The sequence below is a fragment of the Mitsuaria sp. 7 genome, assembly GCF_001653795.1.
Classification (GTDB): Bacteria; Pseudomonadota; Gammaproteobacteria; order Burkholderiales; family Burkholderiaceae_C; genus Roseateles.
On sequence record NZ_CP011514.1, the window covers coordinates 4,113,124 to 4,129,927 of the forward strand.

General features: G+C 66.6%; 16 protein-coding genes and 1 pseudogene. 11 read left to right on the forward strand and 6 right to left on the reverse strand.

Going from position 1 to position 16,804, the window contains the following annotated elements; translation table 11 throughout:
* Nucleotides 1-55 precede the first annotated feature (55 nt).
* From ABE85_RS18045 to ABE85_RS18055, 4 genes are read right to left on the reverse strand one after another with little or no spacing between them, the layout of a single operon-like run.
* Nucleotides 56-559, reverse strand: a complete 504-nt coding sequence (locus ABE85_RS18045; RefSeq protein WP_197507053.1) for a hypothetical protein — start codon at nucleotides 557-559, stop codon at nucleotides 56-58.
* Complete coding sequence (locus ABE85_RS27675) at nucleotides 505-822, reverse strand: hypothetical protein (RefSeq protein ID WP_157522580.1); 318 nt, start codon at nucleotides 820-822, stop codon at nucleotides 505-507. The genes ABE85_RS18045 and ABE85_RS27675 overlap by 55 nt, the downstream gene beginning before the upstream one ends.
* A 2-nt stretch (nucleotides 823-824) precedes the next feature.
* Nucleotides 825-3,074: an RHS repeat-associated core domain-containing protein gene (locus tag ABE85_RS18050; RefSeq protein WP_067277679.1), complete on the reverse strand. Its 2,250-nt coding sequence runs from the start codon at nucleotides 3,072-3,074 to the stop codon at nucleotides 825-827.
* 3 nt (nucleotides 3,075-3,077) lie between these two features.
* Nucleotides 3,078-5,678 (reverse strand): RHS repeat domain-containing protein, encoded by a 2,601-nt coding sequence (locus ABE85_RS18055; protein ID WP_197507055.1) that lies wholly within the window; start codon nucleotides 5,676-5,678, stop codon nucleotides 3,078-3,080.
* A gap of 252 nt (nucleotides 5,679-5,930) precedes the next feature.
* Between ABE85_RS18055 and msrP the strand changes: the two genes are divergently transcribed.
* The 4 genes from msrP (at nucleotide 5,931) to ABE85_RS18080 (ending at nucleotide 8,642) form a co-directional block, all read left to right on the forward strand.
* Nucleotides 5,931-6,920, forward strand: a complete 990-nt coding sequence (gene msrP, locus ABE85_RS18065; protein ID WP_067277686.1) for a protein-methionine-sulfoxide reductase catalytic subunit MsrP — start codon at nucleotides 5,931-5,933, stop codon at nucleotides 6,918-6,920.
* Between the two features lie 19 nt (nucleotides 6,921-6,939).
* Nucleotides 6,940-7,623: a sulfite oxidase heme-binding subunit YedZ gene (locus ABE85_RS18070; RefSeq protein ID WP_082938724.1), complete on the forward strand. Its 684-nt coding sequence runs from the start codon at nucleotides 6,940-6,942 to the stop codon at nucleotides 7,621-7,623.
* A gap of 49 nt (nucleotides 7,624-7,672) precedes the next feature.
* Nucleotides 7,673-8,194 (forward strand): GNAT family N-acetyltransferase, encoded by a 522-nt coding sequence (locus ABE85_RS18075; protein ID WP_067277688.1) that lies wholly within the window; start codon nucleotides 7,673-7,675, stop codon nucleotides 8,192-8,194.
* A gap of 211 nt (nucleotides 8,195-8,405) precedes the next feature.
* Nucleotides 8,406-8,642, forward strand: coding sequence for a hypothetical protein (locus ABE85_RS18080; protein WP_157522583.1), 237 nt, complete (start codon nucleotides 8,406-8,408; stop codon nucleotides 8,640-8,642).
* Nucleotides 8,643-8,889: 247 nt separating this feature from the next.
* Here ABE85_RS18080 and ABE85_RS18085 read toward each other — a convergent pair whose 3' ends face one another.
* The gene (locus ABE85_RS18085) at nucleotides 8,890-9,360 is read right to left on the reverse strand and encodes an NUDIX hydrolase (protein WP_197507057.1); all 471 of its coding nucleotides are present in this window, start codon (nucleotides 9,358-9,360) and stop codon (nucleotides 8,890-8,892) included.
* Between the two features lie 57 nt (nucleotides 9,361-9,417).
* Here ABE85_RS18085 and ABE85_RS18090 point away from each other — a divergent pair, with 57 nt between their 5' ends.
* From ABE85_RS18090 to ABE85_RS18115, 7 genes and pseudogenes are all read left to right on the forward strand, one after another.
* Nucleotides 9,418-10,248 carry an APH(3') family aminoglycoside O-phosphotransferase gene (locus tag ABE85_RS18090; protein ID WP_409072550.1) on the forward strand — a complete coding sequence of 277 codons (831 nt, stop codon included), beginning with the start codon at nucleotides 9,418-9,420 and terminating at the stop codon, nucleotides 10,246-10,248.
* Between the two features lie 153 nt (nucleotides 10,249-10,401).
* Nucleotides 10,402-11,373: pseudogene (locus ABE85_RS28480) on the forward strand (FAD-dependent oxidoreductase); the annotation flags it as partial.
* A gap of 84 nt (nucleotides 11,374-11,457) precedes the next feature.
* The gene (locus tag ABE85_RS28485; RefSeq protein WP_067283054.1) at nucleotides 11,458-11,826 is read left to right on the forward strand and encodes a dihydroneopterin aldolase; all 369 of its coding nucleotides are present in this window, start codon (nucleotides 11,458-11,460) and stop codon (nucleotides 11,824-11,826) included.
* A gap of 5 nt (nucleotides 11,827-11,831) precedes the next feature.
* Nucleotides 11,832-12,869: a tRNA 2-thiocytidine(32) synthetase TtcA gene (ttcA, locus tag ABE85_RS18100; protein WP_082939065.1), complete on the forward strand. Its 1,038-nt coding sequence runs from the start codon at nucleotides 11,832-11,834 to the stop codon at nucleotides 12,867-12,869.
* A gap of 152 nt (nucleotides 12,870-13,021) precedes the next feature.
* Nucleotides 13,022-13,663: a DUF4136 domain-containing protein gene (locus tag ABE85_RS18105; protein ID WP_231993120.1), complete on the forward strand. Its 642-nt coding sequence runs from the start codon at nucleotides 13,022-13,024 to the stop codon at nucleotides 13,661-13,663.
* A 131-nt stretch (nucleotides 13,664-13,794) separates the two neighbouring features.
* Nucleotides 13,795-15,168, forward strand: a complete 1,374-nt coding sequence (glmU, locus tag ABE85_RS18110) for a bifunctional UDP-N-acetylglucosamine diphosphorylase/glucosamine-1-phosphate N-acetyltransferase GlmU (RefSeq protein ID WP_067277693.1) — start codon at nucleotides 13,795-13,797, stop codon at nucleotides 15,166-15,168.
* Between the two features lie 195 nt (nucleotides 15,169-15,363).
* On the forward strand, nucleotides 15,364-15,840 hold the full coding sequence (locus ABE85_RS18115) for a hypothetical protein (protein ID WP_067277696.1): 477 nt from the start codon (nucleotides 15,364-15,366) through the stop codon (nucleotides 15,838-15,840).
* A gap of 15 nt (nucleotides 15,841-15,855) precedes the next feature.
* Here the strand turns inward: ABE85_RS18115 and ABE85_RS18120 are convergent, their stop codons facing one another.
* Nucleotides 15,856-16,686, reverse strand: coding sequence for a transposase (locus ABE85_RS18120; RefSeq protein ID WP_067277698.1), 831 nt, complete (start codon nucleotides 16,684-16,686; stop codon nucleotides 15,856-15,858).
* Nucleotides 16,687-16,804: the final 118 nt, after the last annotated feature.

Sequence of the window (16,804 nt, forward strand, 5' to 3'; positions counted from 1 at the left end):
CGGGTGCAAACCCGAAGCCGCCCTGATTCATTTCACACGAGCCGTTTTCGGTCCGTCATTCGATCAGGAAATGGCCCGCGACCTCCCCGTCATGTGACACGTAAAGGGTGTCTCCTTTTTCAAGACGCCCCGAAACCTTGATCTTGAGCGCCCTTTGGCACTCGCATCCGGAGCTGAACCAAGCGTCATCCTTCTCTCGCAGGACCAGAGTCGCTTTGTGATCGACGCTCAGCGTCAGATACGGGTCGACCAGCGTTCCGCTGCAAGACGCGGGGCCCACCACATCCACGATGTAGTCGGCTTCTTGCCTCTTCAATACAAGACTTTGCGCCTTCGACGCATCCTGGCAAGGGGACGCCTCGATCACCTCAATCCCAGTCGAAAGCGTGAACGTTGGGGGCGGCGGCTTGGAGCAGGCCGTGCCAATCAAGGCGGCCAGTGCAATGAGGCTGTATGTACAGGCGCTCTCCAATCTGAAATCAAACGCCGTCCAGTTCAACTGATTCAGTGGACGCCGTATCGCTCGGTGCGAACGACTTTTCCTGATGCGTCGAGCCATCGCCACTCACCTTCCTGCTTGTCCCGCGAGTATTGCCCTTGAATCTTGATCTGTCCGTGTTCCGAAACCACGGAAGGACCATGCCGCTGAAGACATGTGGCCTCTAACCCGGATTCACCCCATGGCAAGTACTCGAGATGAGAGCCTTCGGGGCACTGGATCTTCTGGCCGGCCAGAACTTCATAGTCGGCATTCGATTTGGAGCAACCTGCTATTGCTGCAGCGAGGCCAATGAGGGCGAGAAAGGAATAGTTCAGTTTCATGTCTAACGAGCAGGCGCGCCTGCTGCCAATGGTGGTGCCGGAATCAAGGACGACTCACGAAGCGTCCGTTGTGCGAAGGACTGGCATTGGTTGGTGGGTCCCCAGCGGCCTAGTGGCCGGCCGATTCTCAAAGCCTCGTTGACCTTGTTCTCGTCAACGTCGGGAACTCTCCCACATGAGGCGCCAGCCTCGCTACTTCTGCCCCTGTGACTCGTTACTTGGACCAAATCACCAGGGAGGTCGCCACTTTCATTCCCCGGGACGTTGCCCCTCGTGCCCCCCATGCCCGCCTCAGCGGTGTCTGTCTTCAACCATTGATGGTCCACTGGATTCCAAGGGATCCCAAATGCCGGTTGAGAGCACAGATAGACGTCCAAGCCGCTCGGGTCGATCCAACTCACAGGGTCCCCGTAGACGTACGCATAGGTGTTGATTCCACCGGCAAGGCCGATAGGATCAGATTGCGCATATCGACCGCTCGTCCCGTCATAGTCCCGGAAGTAGTTGTAGTTCAGCCCCGACTCCTTGTCGAAGTACTGGCCGGGGAAGCGCAGGTTGACGACGAGGTTCTCGAGCGAGTTGGGGATGCTCTCCGCCGCCGTGGTGCCGAAGGGCTCGGCGATCCAGCGCCAGCGAACGTCGCCCGCCGAGTTCACGATCACGCGGGGCGTGTTGAGGTGATCCGAGTACGCGTAGTAGACACGCGGCTCCGCCGTCGACGAGTTGGTCAAAACGGCGATCAGCGTGTTGCCCAGCCACACGAACTCCTGCAGTGCGCCGCCTGAGCTGTTGTACTCGCCGAGCAGTTGTCCGTCCTGGTCGTACGCAAAGTGGGGTCGGGACGTGCCTGTCACCTTGCGCACGCGCTGGCCACCAGCGTCGTAGTTGTAGGTCGTGGTGACGCCAGCGCTCGTGAGCGTGGCCAGACGGTTATCGAGCCCGTACGTGGTCGTGTAGCCGAGCCCGGTGTCTGTGAGCGTGTTGCCTGCGGCGTCGTGGGTGAAGCTGCGTACCGGGTTATCGATACCGGTGAGCCGGTTGCTCGTCGTCGCGGTGGTGTAGTTCCTGGCCGCGCCGTTGAGCGTCATCCCGGTCCGGTTGCCGTTGGCGTCGTAGCCGATGGTCCAGGAATTGGCGGGCGTGACGATGCTGGTCAGACGCCCGAGCTCGTCATAGCCGAAGCTCTGGTTCATCGCCTGCGCTTCAGCCGTCACCGCTCCAGTTGTCGCGTCCAGATGCGTGTAGCTGACGATGCGATCGGCGGCGTCGTAGGTGATGTCGCGCACCACGCCGTTCAGCGGGTAGCGGACGAGACGTCCGTAAGTGTCGAAGACCCGTTCGATCGTCTTCGGCCCTGCCGTCAGCTGGATCTGCCAACTGCTCATCGGTCCGAACGGATCCCACTGGACGTTGGTGACCAACGGCTTGGCGGTGCTGACCGCATCCTTGGCCAGCGTCATGCCGGTCATGAAACCGTCTTCGTACTGGATTGTCAGCAGTCGACCCGACGGATACGTGATGGAGGTGACGTGGTCCGCGCGGTCGTAGCCGTAGCGGGTGGTGAGCACCACGCCGCCCACGCTTTGAACCACGGTGATGAGCCGCCCCTTGATGTCGTAGCCGTACTTCGTGGTCGTCGATGGGCTGACAGCCGTGGTCAGACGTTTGGTGCCTATGCCGAAGTCGCCGCCCGTCTGGTCGTAGGTCCACGAGTAGTTCTGCGCCGCCTGTCCGCTCTTCGTGTAGATCGCCGATGTCATTCGGTTGAGACCGTCATAGACGTAGGTCCCCTGGACGCCTCGGCTGTCGATGCGGGTGAGCAGATTCCCGTTGGGGTCGTAGGTGCTGTTGGCAGTGCCCGTGTCGGGACTCACCAACTGCGCGAGGTCACCCAGCCCATTGCGCTGATAGCTCGTCACCAGGTTGCGAGGATCGGTGACCTGCTTCAGCTGATCGATGCCGTCGTAGCCGAGCTGCGTCACGCCGTTGCGCGCGTCCGTGCTGGTCTTGACCCGGTCCAGTGGGTCATAAGCATTGGTTGTCGCGAAGCCGAAGCCGCTCACGCCCTTGGCCTTGATCACCTTGGTCGGATTGCCCTTGGCGTCGTACTCGTAGTCGGTGACCGGGGCCGGCGAGACCGGTGGAGGCGGGAGCGTCGCTGCATGCGTGCCGAAGGCGAAGAGTCCGATGAACGCAGCCACGATGGGCGCGAGCGTGCTCCGGCACTTCCCGTGCTTCTTGATTCCGTTCATGTCTTATTCCCTCCCTGTCGTCTGTTGTGCGCGACCCAGCGCATCGAACGCGCGGCTCATCGTCCGCTTGAGCGCTCCACTCGGGTCCTTGGCGTTTTCCTTGATCCGCTTGCCTTCCGCGTCGAGCGTGTACTCGACCCGATTGCCACGCGAGTCCGCCACCGCGGTCAGGCGCCGCGCGTCGTCGTACTCATAGTTCACGGTGCTGCCGTCGGCTTGCGAAGTGCGCTTGAGCTCTCCGGTCGGCCAGTAGTCGAAGGTCGTGGTCGAGCCGGACGTCGTCGTCGTTTTCACGCGCTGACGCGCGTCGTAGGTGTAGACCGTGCTGGCCGCATTCGCATCCACGACCTCGAGCGGCTGTCCGTACGCGTTGTAGCGAAGGAAGCTCGTCTTGTGCCCGACCGCGTTGGTCGTCGACTTCAGATCGTTCTTCGTGTAGTCGGCGGTCGTCGCCGCGTAGTACTCGTTGGTCACGATGGTGACGCCGCGAGCATCTCTCTCCGTCAACACCTTGCCTTGCGATGTGTAGGTCCAGGTCGCCATGCGTGTGGCCACGCCCGGCTTCGGCTGCGCATCGAAACCCTGCTCTCCGGTTTCATCCGTCGTCGCCTGCTCCACGCGCTTGCACACGACGGCAATCGGTTCGCGGTTGCTGAGAACACCGTCCGAAGGCGCGCAACTCGCGATGGCGTTTCCGTTGAATGGATCCGGCTGGCCGTTGTGGATGATCGTCGTCACACGCAACGGCTCCGCCGTCCTGGTGGCCATGCGCCACAGCGGGTGCCATTGCGTGCTGATCTTTCGTGCGCCGGCCGGCAACGCCGCCGTCCTGACGACATCGCAGACCGCCGTGGCGTTCAACCCCTCGATGCGCGTCAGCTCGACATTTCGGTCCGCTGCATAGGTCATGCACGACCGGACACCGTTGTAGTCGTCAAGCTGGGTCACGTTCATCCGCGCGTCGAAAGCCCGACGTGTCGTTCGCGACAGGCCATCCACGCCGGTCTGTGTCTTCGCCGACCATTTCAGGAGGCCGAAAGTCCCGTCCATCTCGAGCGCCTCGGTCGAGCCGTTCGGGAAAGTCACCAAGCCGTCCTTCGGGGCATCAATGTAGAGATCGCGCCAGATGACCCGATGCTCCGGGTCGTACGTTTCGCTGACCCACTTGTTGCGAGGGCCCTTCGTCCACCTGACCGAGAAGGCATCCAGGCCGAGCGCGCGCTCGGTGGAGATGGCCCGGCCCGTCGCGTCGTAGCGGTAGGTTCCGGCCCGAACCCCGGCTTCGTTCACATAGCCGCTCAACAGCCGCGCGTTCCCGTCTTCGTACAGGAATCGCCGCGACGTCCCGTCGGGCCATCGGATGCCTGTGACGCCTGAAGCGGTACTGTCGATCGACACGACCTTCCCCGCCGGGTCAGTCACGCTCACGACGAAGCCGGCGCGATAGCCGAGAGACCATCGACGCCCGTCCTGGTCCTCCACGTAGAGCGGCGCATACAGCGGATAGTCCGCGGTCGCCGATTGCGCGCGGCTAAAAGTCAGGCGCTTCCCGGTCGCGTGATGCAGCGTGGTGACTCTGCGCAGATCCCGATCGAATTCCTCCAGGACCATCGCACTGGCGTCCCGGAAGTACGTCCAGCCCGCCCCCCATGCCTGGTCGTTCACCACCGGGCTGGCGGGGATGCGCAGATCGGCGCTCGATCCGGAGGCTGACGCCCCGTAGGTGAGGAGATTGCCGTCGGGTCTGACGAAATTGACCAGGGCTCCGCTAGGGCCGGAATAGAAGAACTCGCGCTCCAGACTGAGCGACCAAAAGCCTGGCAGAAGCGGCGTGGCGTTGCCGACGTACGGGGCAGCGCCGTCCTCGAACGGCAGCGCGTCGATCGAATTGAACGTCAGGTGCAGCGGCAGCCAAGGCTGCCAGCCGAGTTCCTGGATCTGCAGCTTGGTGCCGTTGCCGACGACCAGCGGGTTGCCGTGGCACGTGTCGCAGGGCAAGGTGATCCGGCGGTCTGCGCGCGGGAGGCACGCATTCTCCGGCGGGTAGAAGACGCTGTCGTTGGCGCAATAGCACCGAGCGCTGTCGACATCGAACAATGCGCCTTGTGTTCGGCTCTGGCAGGCCTTCGTGGCCATGACGCCGCCTTCCGTTTCCGCGATCCGCACGGGCCCCTCGCAAGCGTCAGTTCCCGGGTTGTAGTCCTGGATACGGCGAGTGCCGGTCACCGGGCAGCTGAAGTACCCGCTCTGCGCTCCGTCAAACCGGCAGGCGCCGCCGGCCGCCCACGACACGGTGACGCACTTCGACTCCTTCTTGCAGGCCGAATTGCCGAATGAAAGGGCCTCGGCCAGTGCCATGGCAGCGAACCCCCGCCCCAGGTGGGGGTCATCGGGCGCCGGGATGTGATGCTTGGTCCCGTCGACTTCGCCGCAGGCCACCGGGGCATAGCTGATGGTGGCGTAATCCCAAGGCCCCGGCACCCATTTGCTGTATTCGGCAGATGCCGGCTGGATACCGGTCAAGACCAGCGCGCCGAGCGTCAACCACCGAGAGGAACTGCAGGCACGCAGGCGCAGACCGTTCAAGATCGAAGAGAGGGGCATGTGAAGGGGACTCCCGGGCACGCAGCGGGGCGCCCGCGAGCCACCATGGCCCACGCCTGCACCGGCCTGGTCCACGTCAAATGCGCGGATCCAGTACCGTCCTCCCTGCTTGCTGCGGCGCGATTCTGCCAAATCGCCGACGAACGCCTGACGCCCCGAACGAGGGGGCCTCAAGGGGGCCTTAAGCACGCCCTCATGAAAACCTTCAGCCAACAGCGTAAGGTTCGAACCTTCCTTCCCCCGAGGTCCGCCATGCATTTCCACAAGCCCCGCGACGGTCAGCGCATCCCGTCCTCCGAGATCACCTCCCGCGAGGTCTACGACAGCCGCCGTGGCTGGCTGAAGTCGGCCGGCGCGCTCGGTCTGACCGGTCTGGGTTTGAGCGGCATGTCCGGCGCGAACGCGCAGACGGCCGGCCCCGGCAAGCTGGCGAAGCTGCCCGGCGTGAAGAGCACCGTGCCGGGCGCGACCGTGATGGAAAAGGTGACGGCCTACAAGGACGTCACCTCGTACAACAACTTCTACGAGTTCGGCACGGACAAGTCGGACCCCGCCGAGAACGCGCACACGCTCAAGCCGCGGCCCTGGTCCGTCGTCATCGAAGGCGAATGCGCCAAGCCGGGCCGCTTCGGCCTGGACGACCTGCTGAAGGTCGCGCCGATGGAAGAGCGCGTCTACCGCCTGCGCTGCGTCGAGGGCTGGTCGATGGTGATCCCCTGGGTTGGGTACTCGCTGGCGGAGCTGCTGAAGAAGGCGGAGCCGACGTCCAAGGCGAAGTACGTCGAGTTCACGACGCTGGCCGACAAGGCGCAGATGCCGGGTGTGCGCTCGGGCGTGCTGGACTGGCCGTACACCGAAGGCCTGCGCCTGGACGAGGCGATGAACCCGCTGACGCTGATGGCCTTCGGCCTGTACGGCGAAGTGCTGCCGAATCAGAACGGCGCGCCGCTGCGGCTGGTGGTGCCCTGGAAGTACGGCTTCAAGTCGGCCAAGTCCATCGTGAAGATCCGCTTCGTCGAGAAGCAGCCGGTGAGCAGCTGGACCAAGGCCGCGCAGCAGGAGTACGGCTTCTTCTCCAATGTGAATCCGCAGGTCGATCACCCGCGTTGGAGCCAGGCCACCGAGCGCCGCATCGGCGAAGACGGCCTCTTCGCCAAGCGCCGCCAGACCTTGATGTTCAACGGCTACGAGGCGCAGGTCGGCCAGCTCTACGCCGGCATGGATCTGAAGAAGAACTTCTGACGCCGCCAGGGATCCCATCATGAGTGCCACGCCCGCCGCGCCGTCACGGTCGCCGCCAGCCCAGTCCGCGCCCAGGCGCCCGCCCGCGAAACGTCATCCGCTGCTGCATCCGGCGGCGAAGGTCGTGCTCTTCGTGCTGTGCCTGCTGCCTTTGAGTTGGTACGTCTTCGGCGCCTTCGCGGACCGGTTGGGCGCGAATCCGGCGGAAACGCTGATCCGCGGCCTGGGCGACTGGACGCTGCGCTTCCTGTGGATCACGCTGGCGGTGACGCCGGTGCGCACCTGGACCAACCAGCCCGCGCTGGCGCGCTTCCGGCGGATGGTGGGGCTGTTCACCTTCTTCTACGCCAGCCTGCACCTGCTGGCCTACGGCTGGCTCGACAAGAGCCTGGACCTGTCCGACATCCTGCGCGACATCGCCAAGCGACCGTTCATCCTGATGGGCTTCGTGGCCTGGCTGCTGCTGGTGCCGCTGGCGGCGACCTCGTTCAACCGCGCGATCAAGGCGCTGGGCGCGGCGCGCTGGCAGATGCTGCACAAGCTCGTCTACGCGATCTCGGTCATCGGGCTGATGCACTTCATCTGGATGCGCGCGGGGAAGAACAACTTCGCCGAGCCCATCGTGTACGGGACGATCCTGGCGGTGCTGCTGGGATGGCGGGTGTGGAAGCGCGTGAAGACGGCGAAGCCTGTGAAGCGCTGAAGCGGTCGGGCGCCGGCCCGCGTGTCGGGCGCCGCTATGCTCGGCGCCCATGCTGAGCCTCCACCCTGTCTCCGAGCGCGACCTCGCCGATCTGCGCCGCTTCGAACACGACAACCGCGCGTTCTTCGAAGCCCACATCAACGCGAGGCCGACGTCGTACTACGCCGATGGCGGCATCGAAGCCGCCATCGCGACCGCGCGCCGCGAGGCCGACGCGGACACAGGGCACCAGTTCCTGATCCGCGGCATCGCGGGCGCGCTGATCGGCCGCATCAACCTGAGCCAGATCAAGCGCAGGCACTACCACTCCTGCGAGCTCGGCTACCGCATCGCGGAGCGCGAGAACGGCAAGGGCCATGCGAAGGAGGCGGTGCGCCTCGTGCTGGAAAAGGCGTTCGGCGAGCTGGATCTGGTCCGCGTCGAGGCCAAGGCCCGCGCGGGGAACGCCGGCTCGATCAAGATCCTTCAGCGCAACGGCTTCACCGAATTCGGCCGCTCGACGCGGAGCTTCCAGCTCGTCGGGGAGTGGGAGGACATGCTGTATTTCGAGTGCCGCGCACCGGGGCGTTGATCCGCATCGCGACAGCGTCGGCCCAGGCGGCCGTGATGGATTTGTCGATCGCTCCAGTCAGGTTGAAGGACAGCCCCGGTGCCGTCGAGTCGTCGATCTACATTCCGCGCTCTCTTCAACTTTGCGCGTGCCTCCGATGATCTGCCCGAGCTGCCAACAATCGAACGACGCCCTGAGCGTCCACTGCTTCAACTGCCGGCAGACGCTGATCGTGAGTGGTGACAAACAGCTATCGTCGCAGTCGCAGCGCACCGTGCGCAAGATGACGGGTCGGCTGACGTCGGGCATCGGCGGCATGATCGGCTTCTTCACGGTCTGGATCGGATTGACGAAGGTCTACACCGATCACTGGTTGTCCGGACCGCAGGTCGCCATCATCGGCATTGCTGGAGCGCTGGTGGGCGGCATCGCGTGGGAACTCTGCTTCTCACGTCCCTGGCGGCGCTGAGGCGCGAACCACAAACCCCTCACACCGGCCAGCGCTGCCCGGCGACTGCGGCCGACCACGCTCGCTCGAACTCGAATGCGTCACGAGCCGCGAATCCGGACCGCGCAGGGTCCGCGCTGCATCTCCGTCGGGACCTGCCAACAGGAGGCTGGGCAGCCACTGTCCATCCTCATCGCGCGTTTCCCAGACTTCATGCAGCAATTGAGCCATCGAAGCGTTCTCCGCGATCGATGCGCCGTCGGCCTGCCTACCAATGTCCCGTCGCGCGCAGCATGTCCGGCAGATTCTCCGGCCACACCGTGGCCGTCGTGGTGGCCAGCTCGGCGGCGGACCACCAGCGATGGCCGGCCATGACTTCGCGCTCCAACACCGTCCACGCATCGCGCGTCAGCGCGCGATCGACGACGTGAATGACGAAGAACTGCTCCAGCGCCCACACGCGTTCGCCATCGGGCAATTGAAGCTCGAACTCGCGCTCTGCCATGGACGCTCCAACGTCCGTCGCAACGAAGCCGGTCTCTTCCCTCAACTCGCGGATCGCGGCCTCGGCGAAAGACTCGCCTGGCTCGACGCCGCCGCCCGGCGTCGCCCAGAAGTCCGCGCCCGCCATCGGCCCGTCCTTGTGGACGAAGCGGAACAGCAGCAGATTCGAGTCTGCGTCGAGGACGAGCAATCGAGCCGACGGACGGCGGCGCAGGGGAGCAGCTTCAAGCGTCATTGGCGGCGATTGTCCGCCGTCGATACTCGCCCGGTCTTCATCGCCTCATCGCGCCTCATGACCGACCACGACGAGTCCGACTCCCCGAGAGAAGTTCCCACGGACGCGCCCGAACTGCCGCCCGCGATGGCAGCGAGACTCACCGGCTACGACTGGCATCGCAACCTCGTCGGCGAGGCCGGCGCGCGCGTCCATCGTCTGCATCGAGCCGATGCGCCGACGCTGTATCTCAAACATGGCGACGGAAATGCGGCGATCGCCATCGTCGACGAGTTCGCCCGACTGCAGTGGTTCGCCGAGCGCTGGCCGGTACCTCGCGTCGAGCACTTCGAATGGGCGGGCGACACGGCCTGGTTACTCACCCTCGCGCTCCCCGGTCGCACCGCCTACGAATGGCTCGAAGACGATCCCGCTAGGGCCGAGGCGATCGTGACCTCCCTCGGGCGATGCCTTCGCGACCTGCACAAGCTACCGGTCAACACCTGCCCCTTCAATGCGAATCACCGGCTGCAACTCGACCTCGCGCGGGAGCGCCTGGCCGCCGGCCTCATCGATGCCGACGACTTCGACGAGGCGCGTCAAGGCTGGACGCCGCAGCAGGTGTGGGACGCGCTGGTCGCAATGCTGCCGCTGGCCGAGGACCCCGTGGTGAGCCACGGCGACTTCTCGCTCGACAACCTCCTCATGAGCGAGGACGGCGAGGTCGTCGGCGTGATCGACCTCGGCCGCGCGGGCGTCGCGGATCGCTCCCGCGACCTCGCCATCCTGGCGAACTGCCTCGATGAATTCGGCCCGACGCTGCGCGACACGCTCTTCAGCGCGTACGGCATCGCCCAGCCCGATCTGCGCAAGCTCGAATTCCACCTGCTGCTCGACGAGTGTTTCTGAGGCCGCGTTTCGGCAGGACGTGAAGGGCGACGGCGCCCGGCGCACCGAGACGTGAGGGCCCGGGAAGGCCCCGGGCAGTGCCATTTCAACGCCCATCCGGGATAATCGGCGGTTTGCTCCGGCGCCGCCCGTCCGCCGCCACCTGCCCTCCCCATGTTCCAGCCCACGCCCGACCGACTGCCCGCCAGCCTGCCAGCGCTCGTCGACGCCGCCATCATCGGCGGCGGGCCGGCCGGCTGCAGCGCCGCGAGCTGGCTCACGCAGCTGGGCCTGAGCGTCGCGCTGATCGAGCGCGCGCCGCGCCTGTGCGACAGCCTGCGGCCCCTCGATTACAAGCAGGACTGGCTGCTCGGCGCGCCCGCCGAATCGCTGGCCGAGCTCGGCGAACGCTACGCCCGCCATGCCATCGCGCAGCCCGGCGTGCACACGGTGCTGGGCCAGACGATCAACACCCTCGACTGGCAGGCCGAACAGGGCTGGACGCTCTACTTCGACGGCGGCCCCGCCTTCGCCGCGCAGGCCGGTGACACCGCCGAACCGGCCGCCACCGGCAACCTGCGGCCGCTGCGGGCCCGGTCGCTGCTGCTCGCCACCGGCCTTACGCCCCGCCATCCGTCGCCGCTCTATCCCGAGCGGGACCGCCACGATCGCGTGCTCGACGCCATCGAGCTGACCGCCGCGCGCGACCGTCTGCCGCCGGGCAAGGTCCTGCTGCTGGGCGGCGGCGACAACGCCATCGAGAACGCGCTGTACCTCGCCGGCCGCGGCCACACGGTCACGCTGTGGTCGCGCTCCGAATGGCGCGCGCAGAGCCATCTGATCCAGCAGCTCGACGGCGCGAACGGCCTGCGTCGCCGACCCGCCCAATCACTGCCGACCGCAGTGACAGCCTCGCCCGACGGCGTGACCGTCACCTCCAAGGCCTACGGCGAGGAGCGCTTCGACCACGTCGCCGTGCTGCTTGGCTACGAGCCCGCGCCGTCCGCCTGGCTGCTCGTCGCCGATGCGCTGCAGCGCGCCGGCGTCACCGCCCCCTCGCAGCCGTTCCGCGATGAACCCCGCTTCGGCGTGCTGGGCCTGTTCGTCGCGGGCGATGCCAGCGGCCGCCAGCATCCGTGCGTGCAGACGGCCCTCGGCGACGGCGTCGTCGCGGCCAAGCAGATCGAATCCTTCCTGCGCCCGCTGCGTGAATCGCAGCCGCCGCCGGCGCTGCGCCGCAACAACCGCCAGGTCATCCACATCAACGGGCTGCGCTTCGGCGCCAACCTCGGCGTGCTCGACTTCGAGCGCCAGGGGCCGCAGCCCATCCTGGTCGACGCCGAGATCAACCTCGGCGCGCAGACCATCGTCTCGCGCGACGCCGACATCGGCCACGTGCTGGACTACCGCCGCGTGCGCACCATCATCATCGACGAGTGCACCGCGGAACACACCGACCTGCTCGAAGCCCTGCTGGGCAAGCTCTGCGTCCGGCTGATGAAGCTGCCCGGTGTGGTGGGCGTGCGCATCAAGGTGACCAAGCTCGAAATCTTCCCCGACTGCCAAGTCGCAATCAGCGCCGAATGTGGCCAGTGGTGATCCCCATGACAACCGAAATCCTCTCCCCCGTCGCCGACACCGCCATCGACAGCGCCATCGACGCGAGCGCCGCCGAGGCGATCCAGGCCTCCGAGGCCGCGAAGAAGCACGCGCACGAGATGAACAAGCTCTCGAAGCGTCTGCACCGCCAGGTCGGCCAGGCGATCGGCGACTTCAACATGATCGAGGACGGCGACAAGGTCATGGTCTGCGTGTCCGGCGGCAAGGACAGCTACTCGCTGCTGGACATCCTGATCAACCTGCGCGACCGCGCGCCGATCAAGTTCAGCATCGTGGCCGTCAACCTCGACCAGAAGCAGCCCGGCTTCCCCGAGGACATCCTGCCCGCCTACCTGAAGTCGCGCGGCGTGGACTTCCACATCGAGGAGCAGGACACCTACTCCATCGTCAAGCGCCTGGTGCCCGAGGGCAAGACCACCTGCTCGCTGTGCTCGCGCCTGCGGCGCGGCATCCTGTATCGCGTGGCGGGCGAACTCGGCGCGACCAAGATCGCGCTGGGCCACCACCGCGACGACATCGTCACCACGCTGATGCTGAACATGTTCTTCGGCAGCCGCATGAAGGGCATGCCCGCCAAGCTCGTCAGCGACGACGGCAAGAACGTCGTCATCCGCCCGCTGGCCTATGTGAAGGAATCGGACCTGGAACGCTGGGCCGAGCACCGCGAGTTCCCCATCATCCCGTGCAACCTCTGCGGCAGCCAGCCCAACCTGCAGCGCGCCACCGTCAAGGCCATGCTGCAGGACTGGGACAAGCGCTTCCCGGGCCGCGTGGACAACATGTTCACGGCGATGGGCAACATCGTGACCTCGCACATGATGGACCGCGAGCTGTTCCCGTTCCAGACGATCAAGGCCACCGGCGCCCCGGTCGCCGACGGCGACATCGCCTTCGACGAGGACGAGCAGTGCGGCACCCCGGCGCCGGCCACCGGTGTCGTCAACTTCGTCCGTCCAGGCGCGAAGGGGCAAGTCCCGGCCCCCGTCGACGACGCAGGCGAGGCGTACTCGGCCGCCGACTGAACATAGGTTTACCGAGCCGTCACGCCCTCCGCACGCCCGGGTCAACCGGGTCAGGCCACAATCGTTGGACTGTCACGCCGTGAAGCGGTGTCACCGGGCGCGGCGCGTGCCCTGTTCGACGACCCCGAGCGGTATCCGACCTGGAGGTCTCCATGTTCACCTTGAATCGTCGAGTCGCCCTGATGAGCCTGGGCGCGGCGGCGGCGCTGTCCCTCGCCGGCTGTGCCGCCCTCAGTACCGTGGTCGCCGATGCGCAGACCTTCGGCAGTTGGCCGGCAGGTCGCCAGCCCGGCACCTTCGCCTTCGAGCGGCTGCCCTCGCAGCAGCGCAATGAAGCCAACCAGGCCTCGCTCGAGGACGCCGCCCGCGGCGCGCTGCTGAAGGCCGGCTTCACCGAGTCCGCCGATCCCAAGGCCGCCGACATCATCGTGTCGCTGGGCGCGCGCGTCTCGCGCTCCGGCCCGGCGCCGTGGGACGACCCGCTCTGGTGGCGCTGGAACGGCAGCTACTGGGGCTGGCGCTACGGCCCGGCCTGGCGTCCGTACTACAGCCGCTGGGGCTATTCGTACCCGATGGATCCGATGATGGAGCGCCGCTACGACCGCGAGGTCGCCATGCTGCTGCGCGACCGCAAGACCAACGAGCCGCTGTATGAGGCGCGCGCCTCCAACGACGGTCTGACGGAGGGCGGCAAGGAGCTCTTCGGCGCGCTCTTCGAGGCGTCGATGACCGACTTCCCGCAGACCCGTCCCGAGCCGCATCGCGTGAGCGTGCAGCTGCCGCCGTCGAAGTAGGACGGCCTCCCGCCCGGGGGCGCCGGCCGGCACCCACAAGTGGCGACAACCGGTCACCGCGACGCCATCAAGTCCGTCGCGGGCGACCCCGATAATCGCGGTCTCTCCACCAGGGAACCGCGATTCTTCTTATGTCGCTGAACATCGTCGTCATGGCCGCGGGCAAGGGCACCCGCATGAAGTCCAGCCTGCCCAAGGTGCTGCACAAGCTGGCCGGCCGCGGGCTGCTCCAGCACGTGCTCGGCAACACCGCCGCGCTGGACGCGCAGGCCCGCATCGTCATCACCGGTCACGGCGCGGAGCAGGTCGAAGCGGCCGTCGGCGGCGAGGGCGTCCGCTTCGTGCGCCAGGAACCCCAGCTCGGCACCGGGCACGCGATCCAGCAGACCATCCCGGCGCTGGTCGCCGGCGGCAGCACGCTGATCCTCAGCGGCGACACCCCGCTGATCAGCACCGCGACGACGCGCGCGCTGGTCGAGGCCTGCGGCGGCGAGAAGCTCGTGCTGCTGACCATCGAGTACGCCGACCCGACCGGCTACGGCCGCATCGTCCGCGAGGGGGAAGCGGTCAAGGCCATCGTCGAGCACAAGGACGCCAGCGACGCGCAGCGCGCTATCCGCGAGTGCTACACCGGCATCATGGCCGCACCCACCGAGGCGCTGAAGCGCTGGGTCGGTCAGCTGACCAACAACAACGCCCAGGGCGAGTACTACCTGACCGACATCGTCGCGATGGCCGTCGCCGAAGGCGTCTCCGTCGTCGGCGTGAAGACGCGCGACGAGACCGAAGTGCTGGGCGTCAACAGCCCCTCGCAGCTCGCTCAACTGGAGCGTCGCTTCCAGCTCGTCCAGGCGGAGACGCTGATGACGGCGGGCGTGCGTCTGGCCGATCCGTCGCGCTTCGACCTGCGCGGCACGCTAAGCTGCGGCAAGGACGTCGAGATCGACGTCAACTGCGTCTTCGAAGGCGACGTCACGCTGGGCGACGGCGTGCGCATCGGCGCGAACTGCGTGATCCGCAACGCGACGATCGCCGCCAACGCCCGCATCCATGAGTTCACCCACATCGACGGCGAGGCCGCCGGCGCCAGCGTCGGCGAGGGCGCGCTGATCGGCCCGTTCGCGCGGCTGCGTCCGGGCGCCCAGCTCGGCGCCGAGGTCCACATCGGCAACTTCGTCGAGGTGAAGAACTCCACGCTGGCCAAGGGCGCCAAGGCCAACCACCTGGCCTACCTGGGCGACGCCACCGTCGGCGAACGCGTCAACTTCGGCGCCGGCAGCATCACCGCCAACTACGACGGCGCCAACAAGCACCGCACGACCATCGGCGCGGACGTGCACGTGGGCTCCAACTGCGTGCTGGTCGCACCCGTCACGCTGGGCGACGGCGCCACCATCGGCGGCGGATCGACCATCACCAAGGAGGTCGCCCCCGGCCAGTTGGCTGTGGCGCGGGGCCGACAAACGGCGATTTCCGGCTGGAGCCGGCCCAAGAAGGGGAAGTGATTCACCCAAACCGGCGATGAAACGCCGTAAGCTCGGTCTGTTCGTGTCACGAAGTGTGACAAGTTCCCGTAGATCGGCGCGTCAGGCGCTTGTACGGTGAGCGCTCCCCCCGAGCTGTGGGAGGCGCGTTTGCCGGTCACTGCCTAGCATTCGTGTCGTTGATTGGCTGAACCGCTGTTCCCCAGCTGAACTCTCATGGCGAACTCCAAGACCGCTTCCCCGCTGCTGCCCCAGGACGACGATTTCCTCGCCGTCCCCCCGGCGTCCGCCGCGCTGGACGCGTTGGCGGACCGCTCGGACGATCCGGCCGCCCAGGCGGCCCGGGCCGAGTCGCTGGAGCAGTTGGCGATGTCGCATGCGATGTCGGATCAGGCGGCGGAAGCCTGCTTCTATCTCTGCCGCAGCTTGGGGCTGGCTCGCCAGCAACGGGCGCCGGACGCCGAGCCGGATCTGGAACTGCTGTTCCAGCTGCTGGGCGCGCTGGCGGATCTGCCGGGTGAAGTGTCCGCCCTGCCGATGCCGGAAGGCGAAGCCGACGGCCTGGGTGTGGCCGAACTCTGCCATCAGCTGAGCGCCGCTCGCGAAATGACAACGGCCGCCTGGAACGAGGCGGCCGAGGTGGATGAGTCGGTGGCAGCTTGCCCGGCTGCCCCTGCTCGGGCTCTGCACTGAGCCCCTGGCGGCGCTTCAGCGCTGCCGTTCGTGGCCGGCGATCAGCCGGCTCACTCGAGACACTGACAATCCCAATTCCCGTGCGAGTTCAGTCATCGACTGGCCGCCTTCGGTGTGCGCGCGATACAGCGCCTCTTCCCTGCTGCCGCTGGCCTTGAGCCAATCGCCCCAGCGTCGCGGACGCGGTGTGCGCGGCGGGTGCTCGCTCAGCCGCACGGTGCGTTGAACGAAGGCCGCATCGCCGAGGAAGATCTGGTGTCGCAGCTGGCTCCAGATGTCGAGATCCGGTTCTGACTCCACGATCGCCTGATAGCGCTGCGCCGCCTTGCGACGGTCGGCCGCGTTCTGCGGCACGCGGCCCAGGACGTTCGTCCACAGGCCGTCGATCTCCAGCCATTCCGGCGCGGTCACCAGCCCGGCGTGCGCCTGCAGACTGCTCCACCGCCAGGCCGTCGGCGAGGACGCCAGTCCGGAACGACGCCCGATCAGTTCCACGTAGCGGCAGGCGTCCAGCAGCAGATGCTCGCGATCCACCAGCACCGCCTTGAACCGGCCTTGGAAGACATGCCCGATCTGCCCATGCCGCCGGTTGTGCGCCTGGGTGTACACGCCGTTCAGATGGCGCATCAGCCGGGAGAGGTTCGCCTGCCGCGTGAACAGCAGCAGCTCGTAGTGCTCCCGGCCCAGCCCGTAGGCGAGCACCTGGGCGTCGAAGCGGTCAGCCGCCTGCTCGATGAGGCTGAGCAGCGTCTGACGATCCTCGTCGTCGGAGAAGACGGGGGCGTCGGCACGTGTCGCCACGTGATAGACGGCGCCGGGGAATTCGATGCGGAGGGGCCTGGCCATGCCCAATAACTAGGCGATGAGCGCACAAAAGACAAGCACCCGGGCCGGTATTCGGGTCCGGACGCAAGACTTGACCCCTGATCGCGGGGCCTGAGCGGCCCTCGCGATAGCGCGAGCG

Bases quoted from the DNA above. Each gene is read 5' to 3' on its own strand.
- ABE85_RS18045 (WP_197507053.1), bottom strand. From the start codon at position 559: ATGGCTCGACGCATCAGGAAAAGTCGTTCGCACCGAGCGATACGGCGT.
- ABE85_RS27675 (WP_157522580.1), bottom strand. From the start codon at position 822: ATGAAACTGAACTATTCCTTTCTCGCCCTCATTGGCCTCGCTGCAGCA.
- ABE85_RS18050 (WP_067277679.1), bottom strand. From the start codon at position 3,074: ATGAACGGAATCAAGAAGCACGGGAAGTGCCGGAGCACGCTCGCGCCC.
- ABE85_RS18055 (WP_197507055.1), bottom strand. From the start codon at position 5,678: ATGCCCCTCTCTTCGATCTTGAACGGTCTGCGCCTGCGTGCCTGCAGT.
- msrP (WP_067277686.1), top strand. From the start codon at position 5,931: ATGCATTTCCACAAGCCCCGCGACGGTCAGCGCATCCCGTCCTCCGAG.
- ABE85_RS18070 (WP_082938724.1), top strand. From the start codon at position 6,940: ATGAGTGCCACGCCCGCCGCGCCGTCACGGTCGCCGCCAGCCCAGTCC.
- ABE85_RS18075 (WP_067277688.1), top strand. From the start codon at position 7,673: ATGCTGAGCCTCCACCCTGTCTCCGAGCGCGACCTCGCCGATCTGCGC.
- ABE85_RS18085 (WP_197507057.1), bottom strand. From the start codon at position 9,360: ATGACGCTTGAAGCTGCTCCCCTGCGCCGCCGTCCGTCGGCTCGATTG.
- ABE85_RS18090 (WP_409072550.1), top strand. From the start codon at position 9,418: ATGACCGACCACGACGAGTCCGACTCCCCGAGAGAAGTTCCCACGGAC.
- ttcA (WP_082939065.1), top strand. From the start codon at position 11,832: ATGACAACCGAAATCCTCTCCCCCGTCGCCGACACCGCCATCGACAGC.
- ABE85_RS18105 (WP_231993120.1), top strand. From the start codon at position 13,022: ATGTTCACCTTGAATCGTCGAGTCGCCCTGATGAGCCTGGGCGCGGCG.
- glmU (WP_067277693.1), top strand. From the start codon at position 13,795: ATGTCGCTGAACATCGTCGTCATGGCCGCGGGCAAGGGCACCCGCATG.
- ABE85_RS18115 (WP_067277696.1), top strand. From the start codon at position 15,364: ATGGCGAACTCCAAGACCGCTTCCCCGCTGCTGCCCCAGGACGACGAT.
- ABE85_RS18120 (WP_067277698.1), bottom strand. From the start codon at position 16,686: ATGGCCAGGCCCCTCCGCATCGAATTCCCCGGCGCCGTCTATCACGTG.